Annotated in this window: 22 protein-coding genes; 15 read left to right on the top strand and 7 right to left on the bottom strand. The window is 63.0% G+C overall.

The window, feature by feature from the left end; translation table 11 throughout:
* Nucleotides 1–129: 129 nt before the first annotated feature.
* Together HMPREF9695_RS07705 and rplI are read left to right on the top strand one after the other, a co-directional pair.
* Nucleotides 130–1095, top strand: a complete 966-nt coding sequence (locus HMPREF9695_RS07705) for a DUF2232 domain-containing protein (protein WP_024920036.1) — start codon at nucleotides 130–132, stop codon at nucleotides 1093–1095.
* Nucleotides 1096–1152: 57 nt separating this feature from the next.
* Nucleotides 1153–1755 (top strand): 50S ribosomal protein L9, encoded by a 603-nt coding sequence (gene rplI / locus HMPREF9695_RS07700; protein WP_006020266.1) that lies wholly within the window; start codon nucleotides 1153–1155, stop codon nucleotides 1753–1755.
* Between the two features lie 66 nt (nucleotides 1756–1821).
* Here rplI and HMPREF9695_RS07695 read toward each other — a convergent pair whose 3' ends face one another.
* From HMPREF9695_RS07695 to HMPREF9695_RS07685, 3 genes are all read right to left on the bottom strand, one after another.
* Nucleotides 1822–2277: a PaaI family thioesterase gene (locus tag HMPREF9695_RS07695; RefSeq protein WP_006020265.1), complete on the bottom strand. Its 456-nt coding sequence runs from the start codon at nucleotides 2275–2277 to the stop codon at nucleotides 1822–1824.
* A complete protein-coding gene (locus HMPREF9695_RS07690) occupies nucleotides 2277–2861 on the bottom strand; it encodes a TetR/AcrR family transcriptional regulator (protein ID WP_006020264.1) in 585 nt (194 codons plus the stop codon). The genes HMPREF9695_RS07695 and HMPREF9695_RS07690 overlap by 1 nt, the downstream gene beginning before the upstream one ends.
* 98 nt (nucleotides 2862–2959) lie before the next feature.
* Nucleotides 2960–3820, bottom strand: a complete 861-nt coding sequence (locus HMPREF9695_RS07685) for a hypothetical protein (protein ID WP_006020263.1) — start codon at nucleotides 3818–3820, stop codon at nucleotides 2960–2962.
* A gap of 425 nt (nucleotides 3821–4245) precedes the next feature.
* Here HMPREF9695_RS07685 and HMPREF9695_RS26135 point away from each other — a divergent pair, with 425 nt between their 5' ends.
* From HMPREF9695_RS26135 to cnbZ, 5 genes are all read left to right on the top strand, one after another.
* Nucleotides 4246–4566, top strand: coding sequence for a hypothetical protein (locus HMPREF9695_RS26135; protein WP_041711497.1), 321 nt, complete (start codon nucleotides 4246–4248; stop codon nucleotides 4564–4566).
* Between the two features lie 169 nt (nucleotides 4567–4735).
* Entirely contained in the window at nucleotides 4736–5995 is a 1260-nt protein-coding gene (locus HMPREF9695_RS07670; RefSeq protein WP_024920043.1) for a cyclopropane fatty acid synthase, read from the top strand.
* A gap of 174 nt (nucleotides 5996–6169) precedes the next feature.
* A complete protein-coding gene (locus HMPREF9695_RS07665) occupies nucleotides 6170–7669 on the top strand; it encodes a replicative DNA helicase (protein ID WP_024920044.1) in 1500 nt (499 codons plus the stop codon).
* Nucleotides 7670–7750: 81 nt separating this feature from the next.
* The gene (gene alr, locus HMPREF9695_RS07660) at nucleotides 7751–8926 is read left to right on the top strand and encodes an alanine racemase (protein WP_041711492.1); all 1176 of its coding nucleotides are present in this window, start codon (nucleotides 7751–7753) and stop codon (nucleotides 8924–8926) included.
* Between the two features lie 22 nt (nucleotides 8927–8948).
* Entirely contained in the window at nucleotides 8949–9731 is a 783-nt protein-coding gene (gene cnbZ, locus HMPREF9695_RS07655) for a 2-amino-5-chloromuconate deaminase CnbZ (RefSeq protein ID WP_245258728.1), read from the top strand.
* 128 nt (nucleotides 9732–9859) lie between these two features.
* Here cnbZ and HMPREF9695_RS07650 read toward each other — a convergent pair whose 3' ends face one another.
* Nucleotides 9860–10966 (bottom strand): NHL repeat-containing protein, encoded by a 1107-nt coding sequence (locus tag HMPREF9695_RS07650; RefSeq protein WP_006020258.1) that lies wholly within the window; start codon nucleotides 10964–10966, stop codon nucleotides 9860–9862.
* On the opposite strand from HMPREF9695_RS07650, the gene HMPREF9695_RS27085 reads away from it, so the two are divergent.
* From HMPREF9695_RS27085 to purF, 4 genes are all read left to right on the top strand, one after another.
* A complete protein-coding gene (locus tag HMPREF9695_RS27085; RefSeq protein ID WP_283804973.1) occupies nucleotides 10965–11087 on the top strand; it encodes a hypothetical protein in 123 nt (40 codons plus the stop codon). The genes HMPREF9695_RS07650 and HMPREF9695_RS27085 overlap by 2 nt on opposite strands.
* A 71-nt stretch (nucleotides 11088–11158) precedes the next feature.
* The gene (gene radA, locus HMPREF9695_RS07645; RefSeq protein ID WP_006020257.1) at nucleotides 11159–12577 is read left to right on the top strand and encodes a DNA repair protein RadA; all 1419 of its coding nucleotides are present in this window, start codon (nucleotides 11159–11161) and stop codon (nucleotides 12575–12577) included.
* A 266-nt stretch (nucleotides 12578–12843) separates the two neighbouring features.
* Nucleotides 12844–13491 carry a CvpA family protein gene (locus tag HMPREF9695_RS07640; protein WP_006020256.1) on the top strand — a complete coding sequence of 216 codons (648 nt, stop codon included), beginning with the start codon at nucleotides 12844–12846 and terminating at the stop codon, nucleotides 13489–13491.
* A gap of 43 nt (nucleotides 13492–13534) precedes the next feature.
* Nucleotides 13535–15052 carry an amidophosphoribosyltransferase gene (gene purF, locus HMPREF9695_RS07635; RefSeq protein WP_006020255.1) on the top strand — a complete coding sequence of 506 codons (1518 nt, stop codon included), beginning with the start codon at nucleotides 13535–13537 and terminating at the stop codon, nucleotides 15050–15052.
* A gap of 28 nt (nucleotides 15053–15080) precedes the next feature.
* Here purF and HMPREF9695_RS27140 read toward each other — a convergent pair whose 3' ends face one another.
* Nucleotides 15081–16172: a GNAT family N-acetyltransferase gene (locus tag HMPREF9695_RS27140; RefSeq protein WP_041711490.1), complete on the bottom strand. Its 1092-nt coding sequence runs from the start codon at nucleotides 16170–16172 to the stop codon at nucleotides 15081–15083.
* A 266-nt stretch (nucleotides 16173–16438) separates the two neighbouring features.
* Between HMPREF9695_RS27140 and HMPREF9695_RS07625 the strand changes: the two genes are divergently transcribed.
* The 3 genes from HMPREF9695_RS07625 to HMPREF9695_RS07615 all read left to right on the top strand — a co-directional run bounded on the left by HMPREF9695_RS07625 (nucleotide 16439) and on the right by HMPREF9695_RS07615 (nucleotide 18529).
* Nucleotides 16439–17182 (top strand): SDR family NAD(P)-dependent oxidoreductase, encoded by a 744-nt coding sequence (locus tag HMPREF9695_RS07625; protein WP_006020253.1) that lies wholly within the window; start codon nucleotides 16439–16441, stop codon nucleotides 17180–17182.
* A 100-nt stretch (nucleotides 17183–17282) separates the two neighbouring features.
* Entirely contained in the window at nucleotides 17283–17660 is a 378-nt protein-coding gene (locus HMPREF9695_RS07620; RefSeq protein WP_006020252.1) for a DUF2147 domain-containing protein, read from the top strand.
* A gap of 44 nt (nucleotides 17661–17704) precedes the next feature.
* Nucleotides 17705–18529 carry a class I SAM-dependent methyltransferase gene (locus tag HMPREF9695_RS07615; protein ID WP_006020251.1) on the top strand — a complete coding sequence of 275 codons (825 nt, stop codon included), beginning with the start codon at nucleotides 17705–17707 and terminating at the stop codon, nucleotides 18527–18529.
* Nucleotides 18530–18554: 25 nt separating this feature from the next.
* Here the strand turns inward: HMPREF9695_RS07615 and HMPREF9695_RS07610 are convergent, their stop codons facing one another.
* Nucleotides 18555–19676, bottom strand: coding sequence for a Spy/CpxP family protein refolding chaperone (locus tag HMPREF9695_RS07610; protein WP_245258727.1), 1122 nt, complete (start codon nucleotides 19674–19676; stop codon nucleotides 18555–18557).
* Nucleotides 19677–19937: 261 nt separating this feature from the next.
* Here HMPREF9695_RS07610 and HMPREF9695_RS26915 point away from each other — a divergent pair, with 261 nt between their 5' ends.
* On the top strand, nucleotides 19938–20204 hold the full coding sequence (locus HMPREF9695_RS26915; RefSeq protein ID WP_157223917.1) for a hypothetical protein: 267 nt from the start codon (nucleotides 19938–19940) through the stop codon (nucleotides 20202–20204).
* A 90-nt stretch (nucleotides 20205–20294) separates the two neighbouring features.
* Here the strand turns inward: HMPREF9695_RS26915 and der are convergent, their stop codons facing one another.
* Nucleotides 20295–21692, bottom strand: coding sequence for a ribosome biogenesis GTPase Der (gene der / locus HMPREF9695_RS07605; RefSeq protein WP_006020249.1), 1398 nt, complete (start codon nucleotides 21690–21692; stop codon nucleotides 20295–20297).
* Between the last annotated feature and the right edge of the window lie 55 nt (nucleotides 21693–21747).

Raw genomic sequence — 21747 nt, 5'->3', positions numbered from 1 at the left:
CGAGCGCGCGGCATTCGCGCGCTCGCTTGCTTCTCGACGTTTATTTCTCATAACACGCTGGTGTCATGCCGGACGTGGATGGTTGGGGTTCAAAAAACCTCTAACTGCTCGAAAGGAGCAGGACAGCTGATGATGACAGGACTTCTCATCGCACTGGCGGCCGGCCTCGCGTCGGCGACAATGTTCGCGTCCATCATTTCGGGCGCGCTGATTTCGCTTGTCCTGTTTTATCTCGCGCCGCTGCCGCTGATGGTCGCGGCGCTCGGCTGGGGATCGGCCACCGCACTGATCGGCGGCGCCATTGCCGCACTCGGCCTCGGCGCCATCTTCGGCATTCCTTACATGGCGGCGTTCGCACTCACGATCGCGCTGCCTGCGTGGTGGCTCGGACATCTGGCGCTGCTGGCCCGTCCGGTCTCGAACGATCCGCAACTGGCGAATCTTGCGCCCGCGCTCGACTGGTATCCGACCGGACGCATCCTGGTCTGGGCCGCGGTCTTCGCGACCGTCACCACGGCGAGCGCATTCCTGACACTGGGCAGCGACGCGGAAACGATCAATGCAGCCTTGCGCGGCTTCGTGACGCGCGTGATGCGCAACCGCGCCAGCATCCCGCAGGGCGAGACCGATCGCGCCGTGGATGCACTGGTTTCGCTTGGCCCAAGCATCGCAACCATCATCGCGATGATGACGCTGACGCTCAATCTGTGGCTGTCGGCGAAAATCACCACCACATCCGGCCGGTTGAAGCGGCCGTGGCCTGATCTGCGCACCACCACGATGCCGAGGATGGTGCTGGCGGCGCTGCTGGCAGCCATCCTGCTCTGCTTTGTCGGCGGACTGCTGGCGATGCTGGCGCAGATCACGACCGCCGCTTTGCTGATGGCCTATGCCGCCACCGGCTTTGCAGTACTCCACACAGTGACTCAGACTTTCTCGGGCCGGTCGTTCGTGATCGGAGCCGCCTACGCGGGCACGCTGCTCATCGGCTGGCCGCTCCTTGGAATGATCGGCCTCGGTCTCGCCGATGCAATTTTTGGAATTCGACAAGCCTACTGGACGCGGCACGGGCCACCGCCCATGCCGACAACCTGACACTCAACCTGAACCCGACATCATCAACTCAACTCAGACACCGAACGGAGAAATGAAATGGAAGTCATTCTGCTGGAACGCGTGGCCAAGCTCGGCCAGATGGGCGACGTGGTCAAAGTGAAGGACGGGTTCGCCCGCAACTTCCTGCTCAAGCGCAACAAGGCGCTGCGCGCGACCAAGGAAAACCGCGAGAAGTACGACGGCATGAAGGCCGACCTCGAGGCCAAGAACATTCAGGCCAAGGGCGAAGCCACCAAGGTTGCCGAGAAGATCGACGGCCGCAACGTCGTCATCATCCGTCAGGCGTCGGAAACCGGCCAACTCTACGGTTCGGTGTCGGTGCGCGACATCATGGCCGCGCTCGAAGCCGACGGCGTCTCGCTCAACCGTCAGCAGGTGCTGCTCGACGCCCCGATCAAGATCATCGGCCAGCACAAGATCACCATCGCCGTGCATCCTGAAGTCGAAGTGCATGTGTCGACGACGGTGGCCCGCTCCGAGGCGGAAGCAGAGCGCATCAACCGCGGCGAAGACGTCAACAGCCGTCAGGAAGACCGCGATGCGGCCGCAGAAGCTATCGCCGCTGCCGGCGAGTTCTTCGATCCGGAAGCGCAGCACGACGACACTGCCGAGCCGGCTGCTCCTGCCGAAGAGAAGTAAGACGTCGGCGCAAGCCAATCGCTGCAATAAAGAAAGCCCGGCCCTCATCGAGGCCGGGTTTTCTGTTTAGCTGACAACCTTCGGCGCGATTGCCTGGTCGATCATCGCAATCGATGCCAGCGCGGTGGCGGTGTGCTTCTCGGCGCCGTTGATGACGCAGAACACGTCGGCCGCGACGACCGACACCTGCCGTCCCGGCTTCACAACCCGCGCGCGGCAGATCAATCGATCCCCCGACGCCGGTGCGAGCAGGTTAAGCTTGTACTCCGCGGTCAGCGCCGCCTGCCCCTTCACTGTCGCAGCCGCAATCGTGGTCGCGTTGTCGATCAGGAAAGCGGTGACCCCGCCGTGGAAGAATCCGGTCTGCTGCAACAGCTCCGGCCGGCGATCCACCGACAGGACGCATGTGCCGCGCGTGAGATCGGTCACCTCCGCGCCGACATGAGTCATGAATCCCTGCCGCATGACGTTGTTGCGGATGTGCGCGGCGATCGGTGTGAACTCCGTATCTGTCTGAAGCATTATCGGCCTCCCTTTGCAGTCAGCGCGCGAATTGCGCATGCGATCAGCGCATCGGCATGATCGCGCGGATCGGTGGGATCGCGGCCCGACAGCCACGCGCGGCACACGAACTGAGCGGGTCCGATAATCTGGCTCAGAAACAGCGATGCCTTCATCGGCAACAAGTCACCACTTGCCACGAGTGGCGCGCGCCATGCCTCGACGCCTTCCGCAACCGTCGCGTTGCGCGCCTTGCGCGCGTCGCGCACGTCCTGCGCCCACTCGCTGCGCGAGATCTCGAACAGAAAATTGGCTTCGCGGCGGTTGTTGACGACCCAGTCCAGATGCGTGCGGATCAGACGTGCGATGCCTTCCTCCGCGCCAGGCGGCGGATCGATCACGTCGAGCATGGCGATGTGATAGCGCCGCAGCAGTTCGAGAAACAGCGTGCCGGCCAGTTCACGCTTTGAATTGAAGAAGTGGAAGAAGCTGCCGTTGGATGCGCCGGCGCGTTCACGGATCGCGGCCACGGTCGCGCCCTCGAAACCATCCTGATCGAACACCGCCAAAGCCGCGGTCAGCAGATCGTCGCGCGCACCGGCCATCGTTGCCATCCTTGTCGACTGGAGTATCGCTCTAGAGTACGACTCCAGTCAAGACGACAGTCATCGCGCGGCAACCCGCTGCGCGGCCAGATAGCGGATTAGCGGGAGATTGGCGGCACCGGGTTTCCCGCCGGAACCGGCGGCGGACCAGCCGAAACCACGGGTTTCGGTGTCGGTGCAGGCCCGATGTCGATAGTCAGCGGACCCGACGGCGCATCCTGTTTCGGAGGAGCCACGGCCACTTCGGCAGGCTTTTCAGCCTCCTTCGGCGCAGGCGTGACCGCAGGTACCGGATCGGCACGCGTTCCGTCCACCTTGGCGGTCTCGGCCTTATCAGAGTCCTTGGGCGGCTCGGCCTTGTCTGCCTCGGGTTTGACGTCCGGTTTGGCCGCCTCTGCGGGCTGCTCCCCATGGCGAGCTTCGTTCTTTGGCGGCAAGCCGTCCTTGCCCGCTTTCGCAGCCTCTCGGGCCGCCTGTCGCGCGGCCCGCCGTTCCGCAGCGGCCTTCTGCTTTGCCGTCAGCGTTTGAGGATCGGGCTGACCATTCTGCAACCCGTCGGCATCCGGCCGGGAGGCTTCGCGGGTCGGCTTGCGGCCCTTGGCGGCCTGTTCCGGACCCGGCTCCTGGGCCGGTTTCGGACCGGTTTTCGCCTCCTGACCCTGCTTGGTCAGGTTGCCGCCAGGCGCTGCATTGGCGGCGCCGTTGGAGAGAACATAGGCGCTCATGGCCGCGGCCATGTCGGTGCTGGTGGTGTAGTGCTGGCGCAGGAAACCGGGCAGCGATCCGGGCGAGACGGTTTTCAGCAATCCGCGCGAACTCTTGTGGCAGAGCGAGCAGGTGCTGGAGAAAATCTGGGAGGGAGGCTTGCCGGCTTCGAGATTCTGCGCGTCCGCCGGGATTGCCCCGAAACAGCCCAATACGAAAGCCACCGCCGCCAAAATGAGCGCTCGGCTCAACATCCAAGGTCTCCAGATCAATAGCCAGTCAAAGGACGGATGGCGGTTCACCCCTGCCCTCAGCCTCGGGTCACCTTTAGCGGATTATAACGCGAATGGAAGCACCGAGATTTCGCATCAGGGTAACGTTGTTGATATTGCTGAACCTCGTTCCGGCCGGGCTAGATTCCGCTGCCGGGGGTGAAACAGAAGACGTCCGCGCTATACGCGCGCTCCGGTCTGGGCGCGCAGAGGTGGCTGCGCCCATCGGGATTGTCCCGCTTCTGCTCGACTTTCTCAGGAGGAACGCGGAGCCACCTTCCGTCTTCACGGCGCCTGGCAAACCAGACGCCGTCTTCGCTGCGAGCTTCGGTCGGGTAGCAGTCGTGTTGACTGCAGCAGGATAGATGAGGGTTATCCGGCCTCATCCATGTCGAATAAAACTTCTCGTGGATTTGCTCGTCCTGCGGCGGGTGCTGATGTTGCGCAGATGCGCTGATGGCCCCGAACAAGAGTCCGGCAGTCATCAAGCCAACTATGCCGCGCCAAGTGATCACAAGCACCACTCCGGCCACGATCCCGGCACGACCCAGGACTCGGGAGACAGTCTATCACCGCAGCCGCCGGAGAAAAACGCAGATCCCAACCACGCGTGGCTCGCAGCCATCGTCAAGAAGGAATCCAGTCTTGAGAGGCACCGGCTGAACGAATTCTGTGCAGCGCCAAGCGAGGAAGAAGTCGCCGGTACTGGATATTTCGCAACTGCGTGAGCCGGTCACAGCCCGCCAAAGCCGCTCCCTTTCGGCATGCCGCCCTCCGCTCACCGGACAAAAACGCAAAGCAGCCTTCCGCGGCCGCCACCTACGGCAAATTGCGATTGAAACCGGAACAAAAATTGCCAACATTTATGGGATGTGAGACCACTTTGGATCGTTGGACATGCGTTCGATGGATCGATTGCTGCGGTTTTTCCTGGGCCAGTTCATCCGGCGTGGCTCAGTGACGTTTACGATGACAAGCGGGGCAACCTTCACCTGCGGCGATGGCGCCGGGAAGCCGGTCGCGGTGAGGTTTCTGACGAAGGAAGCCGAACGTCACCTGTTGCTCGACCCCGAACTTGCGCTGGGCGAAATCTACACCGACGGCGACTTCGTGGTCGAAACCGGGTCGATAACGGATCTGCTGGAAATCGTACTTGGTCAGCCGGATCTGGTGCCGCGCTGGTCCAGGTCCCGTTGGTGGCTTCGCTACCTGATCCGGCACTGGCAACAGTTCAATCCGCCCGCCCGCTCGAAACGCAACGTCGCCAGCCACTACGATCTCGACGGCCGGCTGTACCGGCTCTTCCTCGACGCCGACATGCAATATAGTTGCGCCTACTTCGAGACGCCGGATTCAACGCTCGACGACGCACAGCTTGCCAAGAAGCGCCACCTCGCCGCCAAGCTGCTGGTCAAGCCCGGCCACCGCCTGCTCGACATCGGCTCCGGCTGGGGCGGACTCGGTCTTTATCTCGCGGAAATGACAGGAGCGCACGTCACCGGCGTCACCCTGTCCGAAGAGCAACTCGGCGTGTCCAACGCGCGCGCCAGTGAACTCAACCTGACCGACCGCGCGCAATTCCGCTTGCAGGATTATCGCGAGACGCCCGGCCCGTTCGACCGCATCGTGTCGGTCGGCATGTTCGAGCATGTCGGCGTCGACTACTACGAGACCTATTTCAAGCGTTGCGCGGAACTGCTCACCGACGACGGCGTGATGGTGCTGCATTCCATTGGCCGCCCGGAAGGGCCCGGCATTACCAACCCGTGGGTCGCAAAGTATATTTTCCCCGGCGGGTACATTCCCGCGCTGTCGGAAGTCCTGCCGGCGATCGAGCGGGCAGGATTATTGGTCGCCGACATCGAAATCCTGCGGCTGCATTACGCCGAAACGCTGAAAGCCTGGCGCGAGCGTTTCCTCGCCCGGCGCGAGGAAGCTGCGAAGCTTTACGACGAACGCTTTGTCCGGATGTGGGAATTCTATCTGGGTGCGTCCGAAATGTCGTTCCGCAAGCAGAATAGCATGGTGTTCCAGATTCAGCTCACCAGGAAGCAGGACGCGGTTCCGATCACGCGCGATTACATCGCCCGCGAGGAGGAGCGGCTGCGCGGTGTGGAGGCTAAGAAACGACCGGTATTGCGGCTGGCGGGAGAATAAACCGGCTGGCGCAGGCGCATAGGCCGGTCAAGCCTCACGCTGATGACAATCTAAGTTTCATTCGAAACAAGTTGTGTGAATCGTGCATAAGACCATATGGCGCTTTCACCCGGCCCTGCCGCGGTGCTTGATACGCGCCCCGTATTCGCCGAATTGGAAGCATGCTCTCCCGCTATGGCCATTAGTGATTCGAACATTATCAAGCTCGCGCCGGAAGCCGGCACGCCGGCTTACCGGGTTGCGCCTCACAATATCGAGGCCGAACAGGGACTTCTCGGCGCCATCCTGGTCAACAACGACGCCTTTTACCGTGTCTCGGACTTCCTTGAGCCGAAGCACTTCTTCGAGCCGATTCATCAACTGTTTTTTGAGACCGCAGGCAGCCTGATCCGCGCCGGCAAGATCGCGACCCCGGTCACGCTGAAGACCTTCGTTCCAGCGGACACCGATCTCGGTGGCATGACGGTCGCGCAATACCTCGCCCGCCTCGCCGCCGAGGCGACGACCATCATCAACGCGCAGGATTACGGGCGCACCGTCTATGATCTGTCGATCCGGCGGGATCTCATTCGCGTCGGCGAGGACATGGTCAATGTCGCGTTCGATGCGCCGGTTGACTTTGCACCGCGCGCGCAGATCGAGGACGCGGAAAAGAAGCTCTACGAACTCGCCGAGTCCGGACGCTACGACGGCGGCTTCCAGAAATTCTCGCGGGCGCTGACGACCGCCGTGGACATGGCCGCCGCCGCCTACAGCCGCGACGGCAACCTGTCGGGCCTCGCCTCCGGCCTGCGCGACATGGACACCAAGATGGGCGGTCTTCAGCCCTCCGACCTGATCATCCTCGCCGGACGCCCCGCGATGGGCAAGACGGCGCTCGCGACCAACATCGCCTTCAACATCGCGCGCAACTGGCGCGGCGAAGTGCAGGCCGACGGTCAGATGAAATCGGTCGATGGTGGCATTGTGGGCTTCTTCTCGCTGGAAATGTCGGCGGAACAGCTCGCTACCCGTATTTTGTCCGAGCGTACCGGTATTTCATCAAGTTCGATCCGCCGTGGCGGCATCAGCGAGCGGGATTTCGAAAAGATTCGCGACCACTCCATCGAAATGCAGAACCTGCCATTCTATGTCGATGACAGCGGCGGCATCTCGATCTCGCAGCTCACCGCGCGGGCGCGGCGGCTGAAGCGGCAAAAAGGTCTCGATCTTCTGATCATCGACTACATCCAGCTCCTGTCCGGATCGGGAAAACGCTCCGACAACCGCGTGCAGGAAATCACCGAGATCACCACCGGCCTCAAGGCGCTGGCCAAGGAATTGAACGTCCCCATCATTGCGCTGTCGCAGTTGTCACGTCAGGTCGAAAACCGCGACGACAAACGCCCGCAGCTCGCGGACCTGCGTGAATCGGGATCGATCGAGCAGGACGCCGACGTGGTGCTGTTCGTGTATCGCGAGGAATACTATCTCCAGAGCAAGGAGCCGCGCCCCGGTACGCCCGAGCATGAAAAATGGATGCTCGACATGTCGCTGGTCCACGGCAAGGCCGAAGTCATCATCGGCAAACAGCGTCACGGCCCCACCGGCACCATCAATCTGCACTTCGATGCCAACGTCACGCGGTTCGGCGACCTTGCGCATGACGGCCAGGTGCCCGAACGATTTGGCTGATCCGACATACTTTCGCTCGCAAAGAGTGTGCTAGGGTGCGGTTCAACTGTTGAATCACACTGCGAACCTCTGCCCGAGCCAATGCCTCCTGCTTCCGATCTCAAGACCGCGACATCTGGCGCTGCTGCGAATACTGCGGACATGCGCATGCCTGCCGGCGCGACCGGCGTTCTGACCATCGACCTCGACGCCATCGTCGCCAACTGGCGCAAACTCGAAAGCCATGCGGTGCCTGCGGACTGCGCCGCCGTCGTGAAAGCCGACGCCTATGGCTGCGGCATCACACAGGTGACCCGTGCGCTGGCGCGCGCAGGATGCCGGACCTTCTTTGTCGCCACGCTGGACGAGGCGCGCGCGGCGCGTGAAGTCACACCCACCTCTGCTATCTACGTGCTCGATGGATTTTTCCCGGGCTCAGGCGATCAGTTTGCGAAGATCGATTGCCGGCCGGTGATCGGCGACGCCACCGAACTCGCCGAGTGGGACGCGTTTCGCAAGACCAGCGGCTGGGAAGGTCAGGCAGCGATCCACATCGACACCGGCATGAACCGCCTCGGCTTCCGCGTCATGGAAGCGCAGGCGCTGCTGCCACGCATCAAGAACGGCAATCACGGCATCTCGCTGGTGATGAGCCATCTCACCAGCGCCGAGATGCTGCACGATCCGGCCAACGGACGACAGGTCGCGGCATTTCGCGAAATTGCCTCGCAGTTCTCCGGCGTCCCCGCCTCGCTGGCCAATTCGTCCGGGATTTTTCTGGGACCCCAATTCCATTTCGATCTGGTGCGTCCGGGCGCGGCACTCTACGGCGTCAATCCAACGCCGGAAGCCGATACGCCGATGCTGCCGGTGGTCGATCTCAAGGTGCGCGTGGCGCAGGTCCGCAACATCGAAAAAGGCGAACACGTCGGATATGGCGGCACATGGACGGCGCGGCAGCCGACGCGGCTGGCGATCGTCACGGCAGGTTATGCCGACGGATATTTCCGTGCCGCAGGCAGCATCGATAACATGCGCAGCGCCGAAGTGATGGTCGCGGGCAAGCGTTGCCCGGTTGCCGGACGCATCTCGATGGACCTGATGGCCATCGATATCACCGCCGTGCCGCCCGGTGCGACCCGCCGCGGCGCACTGGTCTCGCTTCTCAACAATGAGATCACGGTCGATGAGCTCGCGCACCACTTCGGCACCATCGGCTACGAGGTACTGACCAGTCTCGGCCGGCGCTACACCCGCGTCTACAAAGGTGGCGAGTAACGGCATGATCCCGAAAGGGGGCATGCCCAATAAAAAGAAGGACAATCCCATGCCCGACGTCACCGAATTCAAACCCGGAAACTACAGGTTCATCGTTTCGCCCGGCGGGCCGTTCTCAAGCGGTATCGCGGCGATCCCGGGATACGCGCTGCGCCGGGTGCGCTTCGCGCGTCCGATCCCGATGGCTGACGGCTTCGCCTTCATCAAGGCGCATCTCGAACGCGAAGGCCGCCCCATCACTGCGCTGGCCGCCTGCGAACTGCGCTCGCCTGCCGCCATGACCGGCGAGCAGTTTCAGGCTTTCAACGCAGAATATCTGAAGACCCTGCATCAGTGGGGGTGCAAGGCCGGCGACATCAATCCGCTGGCGCGCAGCAATCTTGCGCCGATTACGGAAGTGCCGAGCGAGGCGATGTTCTTCGCCTTTACCTACACCGTACCCGAAGCCGGAGCCTCGGGTGACTTCCTGATTTCGGGCAAGCCCGAAATCCGCGATGGCGTGACAACCGACCGCATCGTCGGCGGCCGTGACGTGTCATTGAAGGGACTGGAAATCAAGGCACGCTTCGTCATGAACGCGATGCGCGAGCGCGTCGATGCGCTCGGCTGCAAGTGGGATGCGGTGACAGCCGCGCAGATCTACACGGTGCACGACGTTCGCCCGCTGCTCGATACGGTATTCGCCGAATACAGGGTGAGCCAGATCGGCCTCGCCTGGTATCCGGCATGGCCGCCCGTGATCGGCATGGAGTTCGAAGTCGATGTGCGTTGTGTGCGCACCGAACTGGTGATCGACGCACGGTAAGAAAAGCCGTCACCCTGAGGTGTGAGCCGCTTTTGCGGCGAACCTCGAAGGGGCGACGGCGGGAACCGGTGTAACCGTCATCCGTCGAGGCTCGCAAGAGCTCACACTCAGGATGACGATGTCGCGCCCTACTTCGCGCTCCGCTTCTTTAGCACCATGTTGCCGATCAGCAGGAATTTCTGCGCGCGTTTTCCGTTGTCGACTTCGGTCGTGTAGATGTTGCCCTTGGAATCCAGCGCCAGATTGTGAATCCAGTGGAAGTCGCCGGCCATGCGGCCGTTGCGGCCGAAGCGCCCGACGATCTCCCCGCTTTCACGCACCAGCGTACGAACCTCGTTGTTGGCACCATCCGCATTGATCAGAAAGGTCTGCCTGGGATCATTCCAGATTTCGAGATCCCACACCGAGCCGTTCGCCAGCGTCTGCTTCTCGATAAACATCTCCTTTACGAAGCTGCCGTCCTTCCTGAACACCTGAATGCGATTGTTCTGGCGGTCACACACATAGACCAGTCCGTCCTTCGCGATGCGCACGCAGTGCACCGGGTTGGCGAATTGCTGAGACGGCGGCGCATCGGGATTGTACCCGCCCATCCGCTCATCCGTCGGCGGCTTGCCGTAGGCGCCCCACATCCGCTTGAACGCGCCGGTCTCGCTATCGAACACGATGACGCGGTGATTGTAGTAGCCGTCCGCGACATAGACCTCGTTCGCTGCGGTATCGACCGTCATATTGGCCGGACGTCCGAGGCGCGTGGTGTCCTTGCTGTCGGTCTGCGGACCGGACTTGCCGATCTGCATCACGAACTTGCCCTCCCGGGTGAATTTCAAAATCTGACCATCGGTCTCGCCATTGCCCGCGAGCCAGACAAAACCTTTGGCATCGATGAAGATGCCATGCTCGTTGGCCGGCCAGTCGTACCCCTCGCCCTTGCCGCCCCACGCCTTGACCAGATTTCCCTGCTGGTCGAACTCCATCACCGGCGGCGCGGGCATGCAGCACTTTGTGCGCGGCGGGTTGAAGCTTGCCGCCTTCTCGTCGTCGGTCAGCGTGCGCGGCCGCTGCACCACCCAGACATGATCCTGCGCATCGACGGCGACGCCGGCGGCCTGCCCCATGATCCAGTTGTTGGGCAGCGGCTTCGGCCACTGTGCATCGACCTGAAATTTCGGTACGTCGGCGGCATGAGCGGCGCTCGCAAGGACGAGGCCGGCAATGGCGGCAATCCATTTCATGAAATTTACTCCCCAGTGCCGGGTCGTGCCGGATTGGTCACGCGCGGTCATTGTTCTGATGGCGGCAGCATATGCCGGTGAAACGGTAACCGGCTATCAGCGCGGTGCGGACATGGGTTGACTTTTTAACGCTTTATGTGAACAAAAGAGGAACGTAAGATTCCCGTTGCTCCGACGCTGGCAGGCCCCTCCATGGCGAAAAACGCGCTCTCCTTCGTCTGTCAGAATTGCGGAGCCGCCTACAATAAATGGCAGGGCAAATGTGAATCCTGCGGTGAGTGGAATACGCTGTCTGAAGAAGACACGACCGGCGCGACGTCCATGCCCGCGAACTTGCGCCCCAAGCGCAAGGGCCGGCCGTTCGCGCTGGAAACCCTCACCGGTTCGAGTCCCGAAGCGCCCCGCCTGTCGTCCGGAATGGGTGAACTCGATCGCGTCACGGGCGGCGGCTTCGTCCGCGGCTCGGTGCTTCTGGTCGGCGGCGATCCCGGCATCGGAAAATCGACACTGCTGACCCAGGCCACCAGCCTGATGGCGCGCGCGGGACATCGCGTGGTCTACATCTCGGGTGAAGAGGCCGTCGCGCAGGTCCGTCTTCGCGCCGCGCGTCTCGGTCTCGCCGACGCCGCGGTGCAGCTGGCCGCGCAGACCTCCGTCGAAGACATCATCGCCACGCTGTCGGAAGGAACCCCGCCTCGCCTCGTGGTGATCGATTCGATCCAGACCATGTGGACCGACACCGTCGAATCCGCGCCCGGAACGGTGACGCAGGTCCGCGCATCGGCACAGGCACTGATCCGCTTCGCAAAGAAATCCGGCGCGGCCCTTATTCTGGTCGGTCACGTCACCAAGGACGGCCAGATCGCCGGCCCGCGTGTGGTCGAGCACATGGTCGATGCGGTGATGAGTTTCGAGGGCGAAGGCTCGCAGCAGTTCCGCATCCTGCGCGCGGTGAAGAACCGCTTTGGTCCCACCGACGAAATCGGTGTGTTCGAGATGACCGGTCTTGGCCTGCGCGAAGTCTCCAATCCATCCGAACTGTTCCTGTCCGAGCGCGATCTCGGCAGCCCCGGCACAGCCGTGTTCGCCGGTCTTGAAGGCACGCGCCCGGTGCTGGTCGAACTGCAGGCGCTGGTTGTGCCGACAACGCTCGGAACGCCGCGACGCGCGGTGGTGGGTTGGGAATCCAGCCGCCTGTCGATGGTGCTCGCGGTGCTGGAGGCGCATTGCGGGGTCAAGCTCTCCGGCTACGACGTCTACTTCAATGTCGCCGGCGGCCTGCGGATCAACGAGCCTGCGGCAGACATGGCGGCAGCAGCGGCGCTGGTGTCGTCGCTCGCCAACGCGCCGTTGCCGGTCGATGCGGTCTATTTCGGCGAAATCTCGCTGTCGGGTGCGGTTCGGCCGGTGGCCCAGACCTCGGCCCGTCTGAAGGAGGCCGCCAAGCTCGGCTTCGGCCGCGCCGTGCTGCCTGAAAATGCGCGCGGTGATACCGGCGGCGACGCCGGATTGTCGCTCAATACGGTGGGATCGCTGACCTCGCTGGTCGCGGACATTGCCGCGCGGGGCAGCAAAGCCACAGCCCGAGGGAAAACCGCAGCTTCAGGCTGAATCAAGCCTGTTGAGAACCAAAGGCGGCGTGACGCTGGCGTGACCGGCCGCTATATAGCCCGCGACGTTGCAACGGCTGCCGATTGCGCCCGCTACGGATCGTTAACCGCAACAGGCGATCCATAAGAGCGATGCAGTTTTGCCGTTGATGTCTGGGTTTTTGCGGGTTCCCGGCCCTTGCGGGACGTGCGATATGGCCGTCAGCTATCCGGACCTGAGACAACCCGATTCGGGGTTTTGAAACTGAAAGCGGATCTGACCAGCCGATGCCGATAACGCTTCTCGACATTATCGTTCTTGCCGTGATGCTGTTATCGGGCCTTCTGGCGATGATCCGCGGTTTCATGCGCGAGATTCTGTCGATCGCGGCCTGGGGCGCCGCAGCCCTGACCACGCTCTACGCCTATCAGAAGCTGCTGCCGACCGCGAAAACGTACTTCAACAACGAAACCGTCGCGGCGGTAGCCGTCGTAGCCGGCGTGTTCATCCTGACACTGATCGTGGTGTCGATCATCACGGTCCGCATCTCGGATATGATCCTCGATTCGCGGATCGGCGCGCTCGACCGCACCCTGGGCTTCCTGTTTGGCCTCGCTCGCGGCTTGTTGATCATGGTGGTGGCATTTTTGTTCTTCGCCTGGCTGGTGCCGGACAAACAACAGCCAGATTGGGTCCGTAACGCCAAGTCGCGGGTGATGTTGCAGGGAACCGGCGATTGGCTGATGGGCCTCTTGCCGGATGACCCCGAGAACACCATCTTGAAGAGGTTCAAGAAAAAGGGCGACGAGGAGCAGCAGACTGATGCAGCTCCCGAACCGCGCACAACGGCAACGGTGGGGAACGACGGCGGGTACGGGAAAACAGCCCGTGACGGCATGAAGCAGTTGATCGAAGGCAAAGCCGCAGGACGCTAGATTCAGTTCTAGTCCTGCCTCAGACAAGGGCGCGGTGGACCATATGAAAACCCCTTCCGGCGATCACTCCACTCCTCCCTCCAAATCCGACTACGACCTGGATGACGATCTGGACAAGGATCTGAACGGAGACACACTCCGCGAGGAGTGTGGCGTGTTCGGCATCTTCGGGCATCCCGAAGCTGCCGCCATCACTGCCCTCGGCCTTCACGCCCTTCAGCATCGCGGCCAGGAAGCCGCCGGCATCGTCACCTACGACGGCCACCGTTTTCATTCCGAACGCCGCCTCGGCCTCGTCGGCGACACCTTCTCCCGCGCCGAAGTGATCGAACGCCTTCCCGGCAATATGGCCGTCGGCCATGTCCGTTACTCCACCACCGGCGGCACCATTCTTCGCAACGTGCAGCCGCTGTTCGCCGAACTCAATGCAGGCGGCTTTGCCGTCGGCCACAACGGCAATCTCACCAACGGCCTGACGCTGCGGCGCGAACTCGTCCGCCATGGCGCGATGATGCAATCGACCACCGACACCGAGGTGATCCTGCATCTGGTAGCGCAATCGAAGCGCGGCCGTTTCATCGAGCGCTATATCGAAGCTCTTCGCGCCATCGAGGGCGCCTATGCGCTGGTGTCGCTGACCAACAAGAAGCTGATCGGCGCGCGCGATCCGCTCGGCATCCGCCCGCTGGTGCTCGGCGAACTCGACAACTGTCCGATCCTTGCCTCCGAGACCTGCGCGCTCGACATCATCGGCGCGAAATATGTCCGCGACATCGAGCCCGGCGAAGTCATCGTGTTCGACGAGAAGGGCACGGAGATCCACAAGCCGTTCCCGCCGCAGCCGCCCCGCCCCTGCATCTTCGAATACATCTATTTCTCGCGGCCCGACTCCATCGTCGGCGGCCGCTCGGTCTACGAAGTCCGCAAGGCCTTCGGCGCGCAGCTTGCGCGGGAAAGCCATGTCGACGTCGACGTGATCGTGCCGGTGCCGGACTCCGGCGTCCCCGCGGCCGTGGGCTACAGCCAGCATTCGGGGGTGCCGTTTGAGCTTGGCATCATCCGCAACCACTATGTGGGCCGCACCTTCATTCAGCCGACGCAGAGCGTGCGTGAACTTGGCGTGCGCATGAAGCACGCGCCCAACCGCGCCGCCATCGAAGGCAAGCGCATCATCCTGATCGACGATTCGCTGGTGCGCGGCACCACCTCCAAGAAGATCGTGCGCATGATGCGCGACGCCGGCGCGAAGGAAGTTCATTTCCGCCTCGCCTCGCCGCCGATCGTCAATCCGGACTACTACGGCATCGATCTGCCGGACCGTGGCGGACTTCTGGCGGCGACACATACGCTCGAGGAAATGCGGCAGATCATCGGCGCGGACTCGCTGGCGTTCCTGTCGATCGACGGCATGTACCGCGCCATGGGCGAGCCGGCGCGCGATCCGGCCAATCCGAAGTTCGCGGATCACTGCTTCACGGGCGCGTACCCTACGCACCTTACCGACCAGACCCAGGTCGAACAGCCGCAGCATCAGCTCTCGCTGCTGGCGGAGGCGAGCTGATCATAGGCTTTACGGCGGATGCGTCGGCTCAGGGGGTCTGCGTCCGCGCGAGCCACACCGTCAGCCCTCCGCAATCCTGATCCTCGATGACATGCTGCACGGTTGAAAAGCCGTGCGCGGCAAGCAGCGCCTCATATTCCGCCGGATCGAGACTGGCGTGATAGAGCGGTTCGCCCTGATACGTGCCGATCGCCTCGCCTGCCCGCGGCCCGCTGGTGAACATCAGCGCTGCGCCGGGATCAGCGTGATCCTTAAAAATCCTGAACATCGCGCGCTGATCCTCCGGCGTCAGATGGAAGAAGCTGTTCCAGGCCACAACGCCGCCGAAGCGTCTCGACAGAGAAACCTCGCGCATGTCGCCCGCGATCCACGTCTCACCTGGAAAGCGCGAGCGGCACAGGCCGATCAGCGTCGGCGATGAATCGACACCCGTCACGCGATGCCCGGACTCGATCAAATAGCGCGCGACCGGCTCACCCGATCCGCAACCCAGATCGAGCACGTCCGCACCGTCGGGCATGACATTTCTGAAACGCTCGAACCATACACGCTCGACCAGCCGCTTGCCGCGATCCCGGTCGAACGCTGCGGCATGACGCTCGTACAGCGCGCCGATCTGTTGCGACCACGGGTGCCAGCCGGGCGCCTGAAGTGTCCGCGACATGAAGCGGGCGTCGTCGCCATAGCTGCGCAGCCTGGACGCCAGCAGCGGGTCGTGCACCGCTTTAAATCCCTGCCGTTGCCAGAAGCCTGCGGAGCCGTTGACCGCGATCAGCGACATGCTGGAGTGACCGCTGGCAGCGGCATGGCCCGCGAGCGACGCAACAATCCTTGCTCCGGCACCGGTGCCCTGCGCTTCCGGCGCCAGCGCGAGATCGTGGATGTAGAACGTGGAGGGCTGGAACGGCAGCGCCCCAAGCAATGCATTCAGCGGCGGCGGTTCCAGATGCCGCCAAGGATGACTGACGATATAGGCGACAAGACCATGCTCGCCCTCCAGCACCCGGCAACCTTCAGGATAGAGCCGCAACCTTTCGGCAAAGACCGCATCATCCTCCGGATAGTCCGGATGAATGCGGGCGGCCAGCTTGTTGACCAGGGGCAGATCGGCGATCGACATGGCCCGCCACCGGTGTCCGGCGGCGGCTGGGGAGTTCGGGGTCATGCCGGACCTGTAGCACGGTTCGGAACGGCCTTCCTCCCTGACATCTCCCCGCCCTGCGGGGAGAGGCCGGATCGCCATAACGATCGGATGAGGGGCAAGTCCGGCATGGGTTTATTCACGCGCGGCATTATGCAATAGCAGGCCTCTCACCCGGCGCGCCGCCGACGCGGCATGCCACCCTCTCTCCGCAAGCGGGGCGCGGGAAAAATCGGGCTTTCCCTATGACCAAACCTCTCGCCTCCCGCTTCGCTCTTGTCACCGGCGCATCGCGCGGCATCGGCTACGCCACGGCGCGCGCACTGGCGCGGGCCGGTGCCCATGTCATCGCGGTTGCGCGCACCCAAGGCGGTCTCGAAGAACTCGACGACGCCATTCGCGCCGACGGCGGCAACGCCACGCTGGTCCCGCTCGACATGACCGATCTCGATGGCATTGCCCGGCTCGGCGCGGCGCTCAATGAGCGTCACGGCAAGCTCGACATTCTGATCGGCAACGCGGGTGTCGCGGGAACGTCCTCGCCGCTCGGTCACACCGATCCGAAATTCTGGGACAACATGTTCGCGGTCAACACCACCGCGAATTTCCAGTTGATCCGCTGCATGGAGCCGCTGCTGCAAAAATCCGATGCAGGCCGCGCGGTGTTCATCACCTCCGGCATTGCCCACAAGGCCACTGCTTATATGGGCCCCTACGCGGCGTCGAAGGCCGCCCTCGACGCCCTCGTGCGCGTCTGGGCGAACGAGACCGCGACCACGCCGATCCGCGTCAATCTGTTCAGCCCCGGTCCGATCCGCACCCGCATGCGCGCCACTGTAATGCCCGGTGAGGACCCGATGATTCTCGACACGCCTGAACAAGCGGCGGAGTTCATCGTGCCGATGTGCGCGCCCTCGTGGCTTGAGACCGGAAAATTCTTCGACTATCCGTCGAAGACGCTGAAGAGTTTCCGCACGCCGGTGGAGTAACGTCCGCCACAAGGCCGCGCGGTTGACACTCCTCACGTCCCCCTGTTCAATTTGCGCAAGCCCGCACAAAGAGGCTGGCGCATATTTGAGGGGAAACGGAATGGCATTGAAAATTGCAGCCGCAATCGCTGCTCTCGCGCTCATGGGGACATCTGCATTTGCAAGCGATCCGAGCGGAACATGGCTGCGCGATACCGGCGCGTCCAAGGTCAAGATCGGCCCGTGCGGCGGCGGCGCGTATTGCGGATCGCTCGTCTGGCTCAAGCCGGGCGTCGAGACGCCTGCCAAGGTCGGCCAGCGGATCTTCTACGACATGAAGCCGGACGGCACCGATGCGTGGAAGGGCTCGGCGTTCAATCCGGAAGACGGCAAGACCTATTCCGGCAAGATGTCGCTCTCGGGCGGCACGCTGACGACGGCAGGCTGCGCCATGGGCGGGATGATCTGCAAGTCCTCGACCTGGACGCGGGCGAACTAAACGCGAGTGAGAAGCGCTCCATCTTCCACATCATGGAGGATCGCATGGACGCAACCGACAAACTGTTCTCGGGATCAATTCCCGAGATTTACGACAGATTGTTTGTTCCTCTCATTTTCCAGCCTTACGCAGACGACCTCGCCGGGCGGATCGCAAGAACCGATCCGGCGAGTGTGCTGGAGACCGCTGCCGGAACTGGTGTCCTGACGCGAGCGATGGTGTCGCGGCTTCCCGCCACGACCCGGATCGTCGCGACCGACCTCAATCAGCCGATGCTAGATCATGCCATAGCAAAGCAGCCTCAGGCTGATCGGATGACAGGTCAGGTTACCTGGCGGCAGGCCGACGCGCTCGCCCTGCCGTTCGGTAATCAGGAATTTGACGTCGTTGCCTGCCAGTTCGGCGCGATGTTCTTTCCTGACAAGATCAAGGGCTTCAGCGAGGCCCGCCGCGTCCTGAAGCCGGGCGGCCATTTCTTCTTCAATGTATGGGACCGGATCGGCAACAACGAATTCGCCGATATCGTGACTGCGTCATTGGCGACGCTGTTTCCGCAAGACCCGCCCATGTTCATGGCCCGCACTCCGCACGGCTACCATGATGTTGCGCGAATACGCGATGAACTGACCGCCGCGGGTTTCTCGGTCATTTCCGCTGAAACCGTCGACCACAGAAGCAAGGCCGCATCACCCCGCGACGTTGCCGTTGCCTATTGTCAGGGAACGCCCCTCCAAAACGAGATCGCGGCGCGCGATGCATCGCTGCTTGAAAAGGCGACGGAGGTCGCCGCTGATGCCCTCGCCCGCCGGTTTGGCAGTGGGCCGGTGGACGGCCTGATCCGGGCGCATGTCATTACCGCCAAGAATTAACAAGCATCACCTAACGTGTCGTCGCTCAGCGGACGAACGACATCATGCGCCGGATCATGTAGTCGACATTGCCATAGTGATGGTGACGGCGGCTGCGTGCGCGGCGCGGCGTATCCTCGTCGTTGCGGGCGATAGCGTTCTCATTCACAGCGCTCATCTGCTTCGGGCCGATGGCGTCGAAGCTCGCCTTCTGCTCGTCGTTGAGCGATCCGTAGAAGCTGTCCAGCGGTGCGCGGACGGTCTTCACAGCTTGCAGCATGGTGTCGAGCCGCTTGCCGACAGCCGCGAGCCGCGCCGGCGGCGTGTTCGCATTCTCTGACTGGCAGGACGACTTCAACATGTCCGATGCCTTGGCCGCGGCGCTCTGAAGAGCTTCCAGCCCTTTACGCTGATCGTCGCTCGGCTTCACCGCCTGGTCGATCATCGATCCCGGCCAATCGGTCACACCGGGCTGCGACACGTCACAGCTCGGTTGCGCCGCATTCGCGCTCTGTAAGGCTCGCGCAGGCCGTTGCCGCTGCGCGAGGGCGTTGAACTTCGCTTTCTGCTCGTCGTTCAGAAGTCCGTAAAACTTCTCAAGCGGCGGCTGCACGGTTTTCACCGCGGCGATCATCGCCTCGATGCGCTGCTGCATGACCGCGAGACGTCGCGGAGCCGTCAGCGCAATGTCCGTCGGGCACGCAGCCTTGATGTCCTGCCCTGCCTTCAGCGAGGCGTTGGCAAGATCGTCGAGCGCCGCGCGCTGGGCTGCGTCGGGCTGAAGCGCCTTCTGGATCGCGTCGATGGGCAGTCCGGCGATGTCGCGGCTGTCCTCGCCGCACATTTGCGTCAGACTCACGCGATCGTTCGGATCGGCCGACGCAAACGACTCCCGGCCTCTCCCGCTCCGGGCAGCATAGCCCGGCAGATAACCGGAATAGCCGATCAGATCGTCGTAGCCGTAAGGCGCGAAGATGCCCGCATAAAGGTCGGGATATCCATAGTCCCAGAATGCTGCGTCGTAGTCGTAGCCCCACAGCGAGTAACCGTAGATGTCGTAGAAGGCGAACGGCCAGAACACCGGTCCGACCCATCCGAATCCGCCGTGGCGATGACGCCACCAGCCGTTGTGGTTATGCCAGCCTGCCGTCGCGAGGCGCGTTGTCACGAGCGCGCGGGTCGCCGGGTTGCGCAGAGCGTTCGCATTGCGCAGGGCCCGGTTGACCGGACGGGCGTGGAATGCATTCCGCACCGCGTTTGCATTGCGTGTGTTACGAACGTTCAGGGCTCTTGTGCTCGAGGTCCCCATTGCGTTGCGAGCAACGGAGCCGCGAGACGAGTTGAACCGCGCGCTGCGATTGAATTGCCGATTATGAATGGCGTAGGACCGTCCGCCCCGGTAACTCGGCCTTGAGAATGAGCGGGAGACATGCGGCCGGCCGTAGAAAGCGTGCCCTCCACCCATCCGGAATCCGCCCCCGCGAAACGCGGCGCCACCACCGCGAAAACCTCCGCCATGGAACCCGCCGCCTCGAAAACCGCCTCCACCGCCATGGAAGCCGCCGCCTCCGCCGCCGTGCCCTCCGCCTCTTGCCGAGGCGGCGTCATAAGCCGCGATAAAGAACAGCGCGCCGAAAACCAGCGCAAGGAGCGAAATGAACTTAGGCCTGCCGATCGACATGGCACCCTCCGCTAAAACGGACCGCAGGAGCCGCACGCGCGGGTCCCACCGGGGCAAAGCCTGAATCAATTCATTGAGTGACAAATTGTTCCGGTTGCCCGGGCGTCAAGACTTCCGCTTGGCTTTATGTGCGAACGGGTTGTCCTTCTCGCGCAGCGTGATGCGGATCGGCGTGCCGGGCAGATCGAAGGCGCCGCGCATGCTGTTCACCAAGTAGCGCAGATAGGATTCCGGGATTGCGTCCGCGCGCGAACAGAACACCACGAAGCTCGGCGGGCGCGCCTTGGCCTGCGTAATGTAATTGAGCTTGAGCCGCCTGCCCGACACCGCTGGCGGCGGATTGTTCTGAACCGCCTGCTCGAACCAGCGATTGAGCGATGCGGTCGAGATGCGTCGGTTCCAGACACCATAGGCGTCCTCGATGGCGCTCATCAGCCGGTCGATGCCCTCGCCCATCATGCCGGACACCGCGACCACCGGCATGCCCTTCACCTGCGGCAGAAGGTGATCGGCATCTTCCCGCAGCCTGGCGATCTGGCTCGGCGCGCGCTCCATCAGGTCCCATTTGTTGACCGCGATCACGATGGCGCGGCCTTCACGCTCGATCAGATCGGCGAGCCGCAGATCCTGCTCCTCGAACTTGTTCTGCGCGTCCATCATCAGCACGACGACTTCCGCGAAACGCACCGCGCGCAGCGCGTCCGAGACGGAGAGCTTTTCCAGCTTGTCCTCGATACGCGAGCGCCGCCGCAGGCCTGCGGTGTCGAACACGCGAAACTCGCGGCCCTTCCACATCACGTCGACAGCGATGGAATCGCGCGTCGTTCCGGCTTCGGGGCTGGTCAGCAGCCGTTCCTCGCCGAGCAGTCGGTTGATCAGCGTGGATTTGCCGGCGTTGGGGCGGCCAAGCACTGCGACACGGATCGGGCGCGTCGACAGATTTTCATCTTCGCCATCGACATTCTCGAACGACTCCGGATCGTCCTCTTCATCGTCTCTCTCGACCGGCTCAGGCATCAGCACGCGCAGCGCGTCGTAGAGGTCGCTGAGACCTTCGCCATGTTCAGCGGAAATCGGAATCGGATCGCCGAGCCCGAGCGCGTAGGATTCCATCGCGCCCGCCTCGCCGTGCTTGCCCTCGCTCTTGTTGGCAACCAGCACCACCGGCTTGTTGGCGCGGCGCGCGAAGTCCGCGAAGGCGCGGTCGGTCGGGGTCAGTCCCGCGCGCGCGTCGATCACGAACATCAGCGCGTCGGCGGCGGCGATTGCCGCCTCGGTCTGCTCCTGCATGCGCGCGGTCAGCGAGCCCTTCGGGCCTTCATCGAGGCCGGCGGTATCGATCAGGGTGAATTCGAGATCGCCGAGGCGTCCGTCGCCCTCGCGGCGGTCGCGCGTCACGCCCGGCTGGTCGTCGACAAGCGCGAGCTTCTGTCCAACCAGCCGGTTGAACAGGGTCGACTTGCCGACATTGGGGCGGCCGATAATGGCGATGGCAAAAGACATGGGTGATCCGTTCGCCCTTTACGGACCTCGTGTCAATAAAGGGGCGCGTTGAAAG

Origin of the sequence: Afipia broomeae ATCC 49717 (assembly GCF_000314675.2) — a bacterium.
Classification (GTDB): domain Bacteria; phylum Pseudomonadota; class Alphaproteobacteria; order Rhizobiales; family Xanthobacteraceae; genus Afipia; species Afipia broomeae.
This window is presented reverse-complemented; position numbering and strand designations above follow the sequence as displayed.